The sequence below is a fragment of the Stenotrophomonas sp. 109824_Sma genome (assembly GCF_056480025.1).
On the sequence record NZ_CM151078.1, the window covers coordinates 1,958,747 to 1,971,618 of the forward strand.

The 12,872-nt window shown below is 66.9% G+C and carries 11 protein-coding genes; 8 read left to right on the plus strand and 3 right to left on the minus strand.

Going from position 1 to position 12,872, the window contains the following annotated elements; genetic code table 11:
- Positions 1-209 precede the first annotated feature (209 nt).
- The 3 genes from ACZK1G_RS09425 to ACZK1G_RS09435 all read right to left on the minus strand — a co-directional run bounded on the left by ACZK1G_RS09425 (position 210) and on the right by ACZK1G_RS09435 (position 4,583).
- Positions 210-1,418 (minus strand): acetyl-CoA C-acyltransferase, encoded by a 1,209-nt coding sequence (locus ACZK1G_RS09425; RefSeq protein ID WP_101765315.1) that lies wholly within the window; start codon positions 1,416-1,418, stop codon positions 210-212.
- A gap of 99 nt (positions 1,419-1,517) precedes the next feature.
- The gene (locus tag ACZK1G_RS09430) at positions 1,518-3,890 is read right to left on the minus strand and encodes a 3-hydroxyacyl-CoA dehydrogenase/enoyl-CoA hydratase family protein (RefSeq protein ID WP_014036899.1); all 2,373 of its coding nucleotides are present in this window, start codon (positions 3,888-3,890) and stop codon (positions 1,518-1,520) included.
- Between the two features lie 39 nt (positions 3,891-3,929).
- Positions 3,930-4,583, minus strand: coding sequence for a TetR/AcrR family transcriptional regulator (locus ACZK1G_RS09435; protein WP_014646856.1), 654 nt, complete (start codon positions 4,581-4,583; stop codon positions 3,930-3,932).
- A gap of 321 nt (positions 4,584-4,904) precedes the next feature.
- Between ACZK1G_RS09435 and ndk the strand changes: the two genes are divergently transcribed.
- The 8 genes from ndk (at position 4,905) to moeB (ending at position 12,789) form a co-directional block, all read left to right on the plus strand.
- On the plus strand, positions 4,905-5,330 hold the full coding sequence (gene ndk, locus ACZK1G_RS09440) for a nucleoside-diphosphate kinase (RefSeq protein WP_005409295.1): 426 nt from the start codon (positions 4,905-4,907) through the stop codon (positions 5,328-5,330).
- A gap of 10 nt (positions 5,331-5,340) precedes the next feature.
- Positions 5,341-6,546: a dual-specificity RNA methyltransferase RlmN gene (rlmN, locus tag ACZK1G_RS09445; protein ID WP_101765316.1), complete on the plus strand. Its 1,206-nt coding sequence runs from the start codon at positions 5,341-5,343 to the stop codon at positions 6,544-6,546.
- Positions 6,533-7,318 carry a type IV pilus biogenesis/stability protein PilW gene (gene pilW / locus ACZK1G_RS09450; protein ID WP_101765317.1) on the plus strand — a complete coding sequence of 262 codons (786 nt, stop codon included), beginning with the start codon at positions 6,533-6,535 and terminating at the stop codon, positions 7,316-7,318. Before rlmN ends, pilW begins: the two co-directional genes overlap by 14 nt.
- An 18-nt stretch (positions 7,319-7,336) precedes the next feature.
- Positions 7,337-8,209, plus strand: a complete 873-nt coding sequence (locus ACZK1G_RS09455) for a RodZ domain-containing protein (protein ID WP_101765318.1) — start codon at positions 7,337-7,339, stop codon at positions 8,207-8,209.
- Between the two features lie 65 nt (positions 8,210-8,274).
- Complete coding sequence (locus ACZK1G_RS09460) at positions 8,275-8,913, plus strand: YfgM family protein (protein WP_032960761.1); 639 nt, start codon at positions 8,275-8,277, stop codon at positions 8,911-8,913.
- Complete coding sequence (bamB, locus tag ACZK1G_RS09465) at positions 8,913-10,121, plus strand: outer membrane protein assembly factor BamB (RefSeq protein WP_101765319.1); 1,209 nt, start codon at positions 8,913-8,915, stop codon at positions 10,119-10,121. The genes ACZK1G_RS09460 and bamB overlap by 1 nt, the downstream gene beginning before the upstream one ends.
- Before the next feature lie 17 nt (positions 10,122-10,138).
- Positions 10,139-11,536, plus strand: coding sequence for a ribosome biogenesis GTPase Der (gene der / locus ACZK1G_RS09470; protein ID WP_014036905.1), 1,398 nt, complete (start codon positions 10,139-10,141; stop codon positions 11,534-11,536).
- 116 nt (positions 11,537-11,652) lie between these two features.
- Complete coding sequence (moeB, locus tag ACZK1G_RS09475; RefSeq protein WP_101765320.1) at positions 11,653-12,789, plus strand: molybdopterin-synthase adenylyltransferase MoeB; 1,137 nt, start codon at positions 11,653-11,655, stop codon at positions 12,787-12,789.
- Positions 12,790-12,872 lie beyond the last annotated feature (83 nt).

The window sequence follows — 12,872 nt, forward strand, 5'->3', positions numbered from 1 at the left end:
CTCTGACCCCAGCTCTTGATCCTGCCTTTGCTCACCCCTCCGCCGCGCGGAATGATGGATGGCGCGGGTGGGGGTGAGGCTGACCGGGACTGTCAGCGGCATGGATGCCGCTGCCAAGCCCCCAGGGACGGGTTCACGGCGTATCCCGGGCAGCCTCACCCACCCGGGCCCCACAGCCAACCAGCAATCAGCCGGCAAAGCCTTGAACCTTACAGCGCTTCGAAAATACCCGCCGCGCCCATGCCGGTGCCGATGCACATCGTCACCATGCCGTACTTCTGCTGGCGACGACGCAGGCCGTGCAGCAGGGTCGCGGTACGGATTGCGCCGGTCGCGCCCAGCGGGTGGCCCAGGGCAATCGCGCCGCCCAGCGGGTTCACCTTGCCCGGGTCCAGGCCGCAATCGCGGATCACGGCCAGCGACTGCGCGGCGAACGCTTCGTTCAGTTCAATCCAGTCCAGCTGGTCCTGGGTCAGGCCGGCCTGCTTCAGTGCCTTCGGAATCGCGGCAATTGGGCCGATGCCCATCACTTCCGGGCGCACGCCGGCCACCGAGAAGCTGACGAAACGGGCCAGCGGGGTCAGGCCGTAATCCTTGATCGCCTGCTCCGAGGCCAGCAGCACGGCGCCGGCGCCATCGCTCATCTGCGACGAGTTGCCGGCGGTGACGGTGCCGCCGAACTGGCCGTTGCGGAACACCGGCCGCAGCTTGGCCAAGCCTTCAGCCGAGGAGTCCGGGCGCGGGCCTTCGTCGGTGTCGGCGATCTTGTTGCGGGTGATGATGCGCTGGCCGTCGGCCAGGTCCGGCAGGTGCGAGACGATCTCGTACGGGCTGATCTCGTCCTTGAACTCGCCGCTCTGGATCGCGGCCATGGCCTTCTGGTGCGAGGCCAGGGCGAAGGCGTCCTGGTCTTCGCGCGAGACCTTCCACTCTTCAGCCACTTTCTCGGCGGTGATGCCCATGCCGTAGGCGATGGCGACGTGGTCGTTGTCAAACACGCTCGGCGCCATGGCGATCTTGTTGCCCATCATCGGCACCATCGACATCGACTCGGTGCCACCGGCCAGCATCAGGTCGGCGTTGCCCAGGCGGATCGCGTCGGCGGCCTGCGCCACGGCCTGCAGGCCGGAAGAGCAGAAGCGGTTCACGGTCTGCGCCGCGATGGTGTTCGGCAGGCCGGCCAGCAGCACGCCGATGCGCGCCACGTTCATGCCCTGCTCGGCTTCCGGCATGGCGCAGCCGATGATCGCGTCATCGATGCGGTTGACGTCCACGCCCGGGGCCTGGGCAACGACGCTGCGCAGCACGTGCGCAAGCATGTCATCGGGGCGGGTGTTGCGGAACATGCCCTTGGGCGCCTTGCCGACCGGGGTACGGGTGGCGGCGACGATGTAGGCGTCCTGGATTTGCTTGGTCATTGCAGTGATCTCTCGAATTTTTTAGCCGGAGTGCCGACCAACGGTCGGCACCCTCCAGAGGCAGAGGGATGCCGACCAGGGGTCGGCACCCGCCATCAATCAGTTACGCAGCGGCTTGCCGGTCTTCAGCATGTGCGCGATGCGGGCCTGGGTCTTTTCCTGCTGGGCCAGTTCGACGAAGTGCTTGCGCTCCAGGGTCAGCAGCCACTCTTCGTCGACCAGGGTGCCGCGGTCGACCTTGCCGCCGCACAGCACGGTGGCGATGCGCTCGGCGATCTCGTAGTCGTACGGGCTGATGAAACGGCCTTCCAGCATGTTGACCAGCATCATCTTGAAGGTGGCAATACCGACGTCACCGGCGACCTGGATGCGGCGTGCCGGCAGCGGCGGACGGTAGCCCGCTTCGGCCAGGGCGCGCGCTTCGGCCTTGGCGATGTGCAGCGCCTCGTAGCTGTTGAATACCACCTTGTCGGTGCTGCGCAGCAGGCCCAGTTCCTTGGCGTTGACCGCCGAGTTGGACACCTTGGCCATCGCCACGGTCTCGAAGGTCTTCTTCAGTTCGGCGAACACGTCGCCGCCCGGGCCCGCGGCCTGCGAGGCCCGCACGGCCAGTTCCTTCAGGCCACCACCGGCCGGCAGCAGGCCGACGCCAGCTTCGACCAGGCCGATGTAGCTTTCCAGGAAGGCCACGGTCTTGGCGCTGTGCATCTGGAACTCGCAGCCACCACCCAGGGCCAGGCCGCGCACGGCAGCCACCACCGGCACCAGCGAGTACTTGATGCGCTGGCTGGTGCGCTGGAAGTTGGCGACCATTTCCTCGAACTGGTCGACCTTGCCGGCCTGCAGCAGGCCCAGCGCGCCGGCCAGGTCGGCACCGGCGGAGAAGGGTTCCTTCTGCTGCCAGATCACCAGGCCCTGGAAGTCCTTCTCGGCGCGGCTGACGCATTCCTGCAGGCCGTCCAGCACCTGGTCGGACACGGTGTTCATCTTGGTCTTGAAGCTGACCACGGCGATGCCATCACCGTCGTGCCACATGCGCAGGCCGTCGTTCTCGAACACGGTCTCGCCCGGCGCGAACTTCTCGCCCAGCAGCGGATCCGGGAAACGCTGGCGCTGGTACACCGGCAGCGACGAGCGCGGCAGCTTGGCGTTGCGCGACGGGCTGTAGCTGCCTTCGGCGGCATGCACGCCGTCGCGGCCATCGAACACCCAGTCCGGCAGCGGGGCGTTGCTCATGCTCTTGCCGGCGACGATGTCATCGGCGATCCACTGCGCGACCTGCTTCCAGCCGGCGGCCTGCCAGGTTTCGAACGGGCCCAGCGACCAGCCGTAGCCCCAGCGGATGGCCAGGTCGACGTCGCGCGCGGTCTCGGCGATGTCGGCCAGGTGGTAGGCGCTGTAGTGGAACAGGTCGCGGAAGGTTGCCCACAGGAACTGTGCCTGCGGGTGCTGGCTCTCGCGCAGCTTGGCGAACTTCTCGGCCGGGTTCTTGATCTTCAGGATCTCGACCACTTCCGGCGCGGCAGCGCGGTCAGCCGGGCGGTAGTCCTGCTTCTCCAGGTCCAGCACCACGATGTCCTTGCCGACCTTGCGGAAGATGCCGGCGCCGGTCTTCTGGCCCAGCGCGCCCTTGGAAATCAGCGCGTCCAGCCACTTCGGCGACTTGAAGAATTCATGCCACGGGTCATTCGGCAGGGTGTCGCCCATGGTCTTGATGACGTGGGCCATGGTGTCCAGGCCGACCACGTCGGAGGTGCGGTAGGTGGCCGACTTCGGGCGGCCGACCAGCGGGCCGGTCAGGCCGTCCACTTCATCGAAGCCCAGGCCGAACTGCTGGGTGTGGTGGATGGTGGACAGGATCGAGAACACGCCGATGCGGTTGCCGATGAAGTTCGGGGTGTCCTTGGCGTACACCACGCCCTTGCCCAGGGTGGTGACCAGGAATTCTTCCAGGCCTTCCAGCACGGCGGCGTCGGTGGTGGTGGCCGGGATCAGCTCGGCCAGGTGCATGTAGCGCGGCGGGTTGAAGAAGTGCACGCCGCAGAAGCGATGGCGCAGCTGCTCGGGCAGCACGTCGGCCAGCTTGTTGATGCCCAGGCCCGAGGTGTTGGAGGCCAGCACCGCGTGGTCGGCCACGAACGGCGCGATCTTCTTGTACAGGTCCTGCTTCCAGTCCATGCGCTCGGCGATGGCCTCGATGATCAGGTCGCAGTCCTTCAGCTGCTCCAGGCCGGACTCGTAGTTGGCCGGGGTGATGGCTTCGGCCAGCGACTTGCTGGCCAGCGGTGCCGGGCTCAGCTTGCCCAGGTTGGCGATCGCCTTCAGCACGATGCCGTCGGCCGGACCTTCCTTGGCGGGCAGGTCGAACAGCACGGTGTCGACGCCAGCGTTGGTGAGGTGGGCAGCGATCTGGGCACCCATGACGCCGGCACCCAGCACGGCGGCGCGGCGGACTAGCAGGGAATTGGACATGGTGTAGGGCCTTTGTTGGTCAGCAGTTACTGGGTGGAATCAAAGGGAAGCGGGCAGGGCGCTGGCGCGAGCGGCGGCGCGGAACCCGGCTTCGGCGAAATGGATCAGTTCGTGGGCGGCATGGGCACGATGCGCCGCTTCGGTGACACCGGCGGGACGCTTGATCAGCCCGAAGTCGGCCATGGCATAGGTGAGCGAGCCGGCCAGGAAGTCCAGGCGCCAGTACAGCTCTTCCTTGCTCAGGTCGGGCACGCACTCGCCGATGGCTTTGCCGAACGCGCGCAGCACGTGGCCGTAGTGGTCGGACAGGAATTTGCGCAGGTTGTCGTTCTTCTCGGCGTAGGCGCGGGCGATCACGCGCACGAAGGCGCCGCCGTTCTGGCGGTCCTGGGCCAGCGCCAGTGCCGGTTCGACGAAGGCGGCCAGCACCGGGCGCAGCTGCCCGGGGTGTTCGCTGCGGGCGCGCTCGAGCTGCGACAGGCGGGCGCCGGTCATCTCGTCCATGCGGCGGCGGAACACCTCGTTGACCAGGTTTTCCTTGGAGCCGAAGTGGTAGTTGACCGCAGCGATGTTGACGTCGGCCTGGCTGGTCACCTGGCGCAGCGAAGTGCCGGCGAAGCCGTGCTGTGCGAACAGCTCCTCGGCCGCGCCGAGAATGCGGTCCTTGGTCGAGAAGTGGGCGGGTTTGGCCATCGGCGGGCAGACCTTAATCAAACGATTGTTTGATACTAGGACCAGACGGTACCGTATGGCATTTTGCAGTGCAGCAAAATCCTGTCGCCCGGTTACAAGGGATTCAGTAGTGCCAGCCCATGGCTGGCAACGCATGATCCTGAATGGGCAGGCTCCGGCGCTCGATATCCCGCATCCTGCCTGCCAGCCATGGGCTGGCACTACTGCACGGGATCTTTTACAATTCGCCTACGTTTATCAGGCTAAGCCCGCGTCCCGACGCGGGTTTTTTTCATGTTACCCTTCGGGCCATCAGCGGCCCGATTCCATTGGAGACATCCCATGGCGCTGGAGCGCACCCTTTCGATCATCAAGCCGGACGCCGTTGCCAAGAACGTCATCGGCGAAATCTACGCCCGCTTCGAGAAGGCCGGCCTGAAGGTCGTGGCCGCCAAGTACAAGCAGCTGTCGCGCCGTGAAGCCGAAGGCTTCTACGCCGTGCACCGCGAGCGTCCGTTCTTCAACGCGCTGGTCGAGTTCATGATCTCCGGCCCGGTGATGATCCAGGCCCTGGAAGGCGAGAACGCCGTCCTGGCCCACCGCGACCTGCTGGGCGCCACCAACCCGAAGGAAGCCGCGCCGGGCACCATCCGCGCCGACTTCGCCGAATCCATCGATGCCAACGCCGCCCACGGCTCGGACTCGGTCGAGAATGCCGCGATTGAAATCGCCTACTTCTTCGCCGCCACCGAAGTCGTTTCGCGCTGAGAGTAATGCCGTGAACGAGGTCGTACAGTCCCCCGCCATCCAGCCGCTGCCGAAGTCGGCACCCACGGCTGGCAAGCAGAACCTGCTCGACCTCGATCGCGCGGGCCTGGAGAAGTTCTTCGTCGAGGTTCTCGGCGAGAAGAAGTTCCGTGCCCATCAGGTGATGAAGTGGATCCACCATCGCTACGTCACCGACTTCGATGAAATGACCGACCTCGGCAAGGTCCTGCGCGCCAAGCTGCAGGCCCATGCCGAGGTGCTGGTTCCCAACATCGTGTTCGACAAGCCCTCCGCCGACGGCACCCACAAGTGGCTGCTGGCGATGGGTGTGGATGGCAAGAACGCCATCGAGACCGTGTACATCCCGGACAAGACCCGCGGCACGCTGTGCGTGTCCTCGCAGGTCGGTTGCGGCCTGAACTGCACGTTCTGCTCCACCGCCACCCAGGGCTTCAACCGCAACCTGACCACCGCCGAGATCATCGGCCAGGTGTGGGTTGCCGCACGCCACCTGGGCAACGTGCCGCACCAGATGCGCCGCCTCACCAACGTGGTGATGATGGGCATGGGCGAGCCGCTGATGAATTTCGACAACGTCGTGCGCGCCATGAACGTGATGCGCGACGACCTGGGCTACGGCCTGGCCAACAAGCGCGTGACCCTGTCGACCTCCGGCCTGGTGCCGCAGATCGATCGCCTGTCTGCCGAAAGCGACGTGTCGCTGGCGGTGTCGCTGCATGCGCCGAACGATGCGCTGCGCGAGACCCTGGTGCCGCTCAACAAGAAGTACCCGATCGCCGAGCTGATGGCCTCGTGCGCACGCTACCTGCGCGCCAACAAGCGCCGCGAATCGGTCACCTTCGAATACACCCTGATGAAGGGTATCAACGACAAGCCCGAGCATGCCCGCGAATTGGCCCGCCTGATGCGCCAGTTCGACAACGCGGTGCAGGCCAAGGATTCGGGCAAGGTCAACCTGATCCCGTTCAACCCGTTCCCGGGTACCCGCTACGAGCGTTCGGAAGAAGCGCACATCCGTGCCTTCCAGAAGATCCTGCTCGACAGCAACGTGCTGACCATGGTCCGCCGCACCCGTGGCGACGACATCGACGCCGCCTGTGGCCAGCTCAAGGGCCAGGTGATGGACCGCACCCGCCGCCAGGCGGAGTTCAACAAGACGCTGCAGGCGGGGAAGGGGAGTGATGCCGCGGCCTGACCGCCTCTGGCTGGTGCTTCTCGCAGGCGCGCTGGCCGTTGCGGTCGGCGGCTGCAAATCCCATCCCAAGGCCAAGCTCGGGCCGAGCCAGGCGCCGGTCTACTCGGTGGGTGACCCGGAAAGCGTGCGGCGCGAAGTGCGCTGGCGCGACCTGTTGACCCTGGCGACCCGCGACATGCAGGTCGGCAATCTCGACGCCGCCGAGCGCAAGGTGCGCGAAGCACTGAAGCTGGCGCCCGAGGCTCCCGATGCGCTGGTGCTGCAGGCCGGCATCGATGACCGTCGTGGCCGCACCCGCCAGGCGGGCGAGAATTTCCGCAAGGCCGCCGAACTGGCGCCGCAGCGCGGAGACGTGCTCAACAACTATGGCGCCTGGCTGTGCCAGCAGGGCCAGCCGGCCGAATCGCTGGCCTGGTTCGACCGGGCGCTGCAGGCGCCGGGCTATGCCACTCCGGGCGAGGCGCAGGCCAATGCCGGCAGCTGCGCGCTGGACGCGGGCCAGCTCGAACGAGCCGAACGCGACCTGCGTGCGGCCCTCGTCGCGGCGCCGGCCAACCCGGTCGCGCTGGAGTCGATGGCCCAGCTGAGCTTCCGCCAGGGCCGCTACATGGAGGCCCGGGCCTTCGCCGAACGTAGGATTGCGGCTGCACCCGCAACGCGTTCCGTGTTACAACTTGCGTCTCAAATCGAAGCGAGGCTGGGCGATCGGGCGGCATCTGATCGTTATCTGCAGCGGATTCGACAGGAATTTCCGCAGGAAGCGGGCTCCTAACTCCAGGGTTGATGCATTGTGATTGATGACCAGACTGTGAGCGCTCTCGAGACTGCGGCCGGCTGCGGCACCCGCCTGCGCCAGGCCCGCGAAGCGGCCGGACTGACTCTCGAAGATGTCGGCTCGCGCCTGCGCATGCCGGTCCAGGTGGTCAAGTCGCTGGAAGAGGAACAATGGCAGAAGCTGGGGGCGCCGGTGTTCGTGCGCGGCCAGCTGCGCAGCTACGCGCGCCTGCTGGACGTGGACGTGGGCCAGCTGCTGGAACAGGCCCAGGTCGGCCCGGTGGTTCCGCCCACCCTGGTCAGCCATACCCATACCCCGCGTGCGCGCCGCATCGCCGAGAACCTCGGCCGGCGCGTGCTGTACGTCGGCATCACCGCCGTGCTGGCGGTGCCGGTGTGGTTCGCCACCCGTGGCCACTTCGACGGCAGCGCGACCCCGTCGCCGAGCACCGCCTCGCTGGACGTGATCCCGGCCGCCGTGCCGGTCACCCCGTCCGCAGCCGGTGCCGAGGCTGTCGCGCCGGCCGAAGCGACCATTGCCCCGGCCAGCAAGCCGGCGGCGACCCCGTACGTGGCCTCGCTGGCCCCGGTGCCGCGCCCGGCGCCGGCCCCGGCGGCTGCCGGCAACGCGCTGGAAATGCAGTTCAGCGGCGACAGCTGGGTCGACATCGGCGGCCCGGACGGCAGCACCGTCGAGAAGGCGCTGATCAAGTCCGGCGAGACCCGCAGCTTCACGCCGGGCCAGGTGACCCGGGTGACCCTGGGCAACGCCTCGGCGGTCCAGGTTCAGCAGAACGGCGCTATCGTCGATCTGACCCCCTACCAGCGAGCCAACGTGGCACGCTTTCAGGTATCCTCTGAAGGCTCCGTAGTCCCGGTTTCGCACTGAGGCGCGGTTTCACCACCTTCGATTAATCCCAATGGTCCCTCCCGACGGGCGGGGCGAGAGTACGCATGGCGATCGACGATCTGCTCGACGAGCACGAACAAAGTGAACGCGTCCGCAGCTGGCTGCGGAAGAATGGCGCCAGCATCCTCGGTGGCGTAGTCATCGCCATCGGTGCCATTGCCGGCTGGCAGTGGTACCAGAAGGATCAGGGCGGCAAGCTGGCCTCGGCCAATGTCGAGTACCAGAAGGCCCTGCAGGGCCTGCAGCAGAACAAGCTTGACGACGCCGCCAAGGCGGTCAAGGCGCTCGAAGCCGGCCCGTCCAGCATCTACGGCGACCTCGCGGCGCTGCAGCTGGCCAAGGCCCAGGTCGACGCCGGCAAGAACGAAGAAGCACTGGCCACCCTGCGCAATGTGAAGGTCGAGGGTGACCTGCAGCGCGTGGTCGACCAGCGTGTGGCCCGCCTGCTGGTGGCTACCGGCAAGAGCGACGAGGCGATCAAGCTGCTGGGCAGCGCCACCGACAGCAGCAGCCTGGAAATCCATGGCGATGCGCTGATGGCGCAGGGCAAGCGCGATGACGCCCGTGCACAGTATGAGAAGGCGCTGAAGACGCTGGACGTGGCAGCGCCGCAGCGGCGCCTGCTGGAAACCAAGGTTATGGACGCCGGCGGCACCGTCGCCGCCCCTGCGGAGTCGGTTTGATGAGTCAGAAGGTCATGATCACCCGCGTCGCCACCGTGCTCCTGATGGGCATGGCCCTGACCGGCTGCAGCACCATGAAGGGCTGGTTCGCTGGCAAGGACGCGGCCGCGAAGAAGGCACAGGAACCGGCTGAGCTGGTCAAGTTCGAGCCGACCCTGAAGGTCAGCAAGGCCTGGTCGGTCAACCTCGGCAAGGGCGAGCGCCGCATCGGCGTGCGCCAGGGCCCGGCGGTGGCCAACGGCCACGTGTTCGCTGCGGCGATCACCGGTGGTGTGCACGCCATCGACCTGCAGACCGGCAAGAAGGTCTGGACCTGGGAGCCGAAGAAGGAAAAGAAGAAGGCCAAGCTGCGCCTGTCCGGCGGCCCGGGTGTCGGTGAGAACCTGGTCGTGATCGGCACGCTGGATGGCCAGGTCATCGCGCTGGACATCAACGATGGCAGCGAGAAGTGGCGCGCCCGTGTTCCGGGTGAAGTCATCGCCGCGCCGGCCGTTGCCCAGGGCATGGTCTACGTGCGCAGCAACGACGGCCGCGTCACCGCCTTCGATGCCGGCAACGGCACCCAGAAGTGGTTCAACCCGAGCGAACTGCCGGCGCTGACCGTGCGCGGCAATGCGCCGGTGGTGACCGGCCCGGGCGTGCTGTTCATCGGCAAGGACGAGGGCGCGGTTGCGGCCCTGGCCCAGCAGGATGGCCGCACCCTGTGGGAACAGAGCCTCGGCAACGGCGAAGGCCGCACCGAGCTGGAGCGCATGGCGGACGTCGACGGCGCTCCGGTGCTGGAGGGCAACACCCTCTACGTGAGCAGCTTCAAGAACCAGACCATGGCCATCGAAGGCCCGACCGGTCGCCCGCTGTGGGCGCGCGACCATGGCGGTGCCGGTGGCGTGGCAGTGTCGTCGGGCAATGTGTTCGTCACCGACAACAAGGGCGGCGTGTTCGGCCTGGACAAGGCCAGCGGCGCTGCCATGTGGTCGCAGACCGCACTGGCCCGTCGTTCGCTGACCGGCCCGGCGCTGCACGGCGACTACGTGGTGGTCGGCGACTACAAGGGATACGTGCACTGGTTGCAGGCGTCCGATGGTGCGATGGCGGCACGGGCAAAAAGTGGCGGCGACGCCCTGCTGGCCCAGCCGGTCGTCGCAGACGGGGTGCTGCTGGTGCAGAACGTTGATGGCAAGCTGACCGCCTTCCGGTTGGCAAATTAAAAATTGGAGTAATCGCGATGCTGCCTTTGGTCGCCCTGGTTGGACGGCCGAATGTCGGCAAGTCGACTATTTTCAATGCGCTTACGCGCACCCGTGACGCGCTGGTCCATGACCAGCCCGGCGTCACCCGCGACCGCAATTACGGTGTCTGTCGTCTGGACGAGGACAATCATTTCCTCGTCGTCGACACCGGCGGTATCGCGGAAGAGGAAGAGGGACTGGCAGGGGCTACCACCCGCCAGGCCCGCGCCGCTGCGGCGGAAGCCGACCTGATCCTGTTCGTGGTCGATGCCCGTGAGGGAACGTCGGCGATGGACGACGAGATCCTGGCCTGGCTGCGCAAGCTGTCGCGCCCGACGCTGCTGCTGATCAACAAGATCGACGGCACCGACGAGGACACCGTGCGTTCGGAGTTCGCCCGTTACGGCTTCGGCGAGATGCTGACCGTGTCGGCCGCGCATCGCCAGGGTCTGGACGACCTGCTGGACGAAGTGATCCAGCGCCTGCCGGAAGAAGGCAGCGGCGAAGAGCTGGACAACGATCCGAACCGCATCCGCATCGCCTTCGTCGGCCGCCCCAACGTGGGCAAGTCGACGCTGGTCAACCGCATCCTCGGCGAGGAGCGCATGATCGCCTCCGACGTGCCGGGCACCACCCGCGACTCGATCGCCGTGGACCTGGAGCGTGACGGCCGAGAATACCGCCTGATTGATACCGCCGGCCTGCGCCGTCGTTCGCGCGTGGACGAGGTCGTCGAGAAGTTCTCGGTGGTCAAGACCATGCAGTCGATCGAGCAGTGCCAGGTGGCCGTGCTGATGCTCGACGCCACCGAAGGCGTGACCGACCAGGACGCCACCGTGCTCGGTGCCGTGCTCGACGCCGGCCGCGCGCTGGTGATCGCCATCAACAAGTGGGATGGCCTGACCGAGTACCAGCGCGAGCAGGCGGAAACCATGCTGTCGCTGAAGCTGGGCTTCGTGCCGTGGGCCGAGTCCGTGCGCATCTCGGCCAAGCATGGCTCGGGCCTGCGTGAGCTGTTCCGTGCGGTGCACCGCGCGCACGAATCGGCGAACAAGACCTTCACCACCAGCGAAGTGAACAAGGCGCTGGAAGTGGCCTACGAGACCAACCCGCCGCCGACCATCCGCGGCCATGTCTCCAAGCTGCGTTACGTGCACCCGGCCGGGGCCAACCCGCCGACCTTCATCGTGCACGGCACGCGCCTGAAGGAGCTGCAGGAATCGTACAAGCGCTACCTGGAGAACTTCTTCCGCAAGCGCTTCAAGCTGATTGGCACGCCGGTGAGCTTCATCTTCCGCGAGGGTACCAACCCGTATGAGGGCAAGAAGAACGTCCTCACCGAGCGGCAGGTCAAGGCCAAGCGGCGCTTGATGAAGCACGTCAAGGGCAAGTGATTCAGAGAAAGGCGGCCGCAGGGCCGCCTTTTTCGTTGTGGGGAATGGGGTCAGATCCCTTTTCCTCCGGAAAAGGGATCTGACCCCGGGTGCAGGGTCTGCGCGATAATGCGGCCATGAGCATCCACGAGCTTTCCCCCGCACGGGCACGTGAGCGCCTGGCCCACGGCGCCGTGCTGATCGATGTGCGCGAGGCGCACGAACGGGCCGGCGGCATGGCCGAGGGCGCGCGCGGCGTGGCCAAGGGCGAGCTGCAGGCCGACCCGGCCGTGCATCTGCCGCGGCACGACCAGGAGATCCTGCTGATCTGCCAGAGCGGCAAGCGCTCGGCCGATGCGGCCCAGGTGCTGATCGCGGCGGGTTACTCGAACGTGGCTTCCGTGACGGGCGGTACCGTGGCCTGGCGCGAGCAGGCGCTGCCGCTGGTGCAGCCGCTGGCCAGCGCCGCCGACCGCGACTTCTTTGATCGCTACTCGCGCCACCTGCTGCTGCCGCAGGTGGGCGAGGCCGGCCAGCGCCGATTGCAGCAGTCGCGCGTGCTGGTGTTGGGCGCGGGTGGATTGGGCGCGCCGGCTGGCTTCTACCTGGTCGCCGCAGGGGTAGGGCACCTGCGTTTCGCCGACCACGACCGGGTGGAGCGCAGCAACCTGCACCGGCAGATCGTGCATACCGAAGCCAGCGTCGGCCAGCTCAAGGTTGATTCCGCGCGCGAGCGGCTGCTGGCGCTGAACCCGTCGATCGAGGTCGAGGCGGTGCCCGAGCGGGTCACTTCCGAGAACGTGGATGCGCTGTTGGCCGGCGTGGATGTGGTGCTGGATGGGTCGGACAACTTCCCGCTGCGCTACCTGCTCAACGACGCCTGCATCAAGCACGCCAAGCCGCTGGTGTATGCCGCCATCGAGCGCTTTGATGGCCAGGTAAGCGTGTTTGACGCCGGCCGCCAGCGCGGCGTGGCGCCGTGCTACCGCTGCCTGTTCCCCGAGCCGCCGCCGCCGGAGTTCGCACCGAACTGTTCCGAGGCCGGTGTGCTGGGTGTGCTGCCGGGATTGGCCGGCGTGCTGCAGGCTACCGAGGTGCTGAAGCTGCTGCTGGGCATCGGCGAGCCGCTGGTGGGGCGCCTGCTGCGCTTCGATGCGCTGGGCATGCGCTTCCGCGAGACCGGCATCCGGCCGGACCCGTACTGCCCGGTGTGCGCGCCGGGCGTGCCGTTCCCGGGGTATATCGATTACGCCGCGTTCTGTCGGGGTGGATGAGCCTAGCCGGGCGTCATCCACGCATGGCGTGGATCTACTAATGCGTCGGTAGATCCACGCCATGCGTGGATGGATGTATCGGG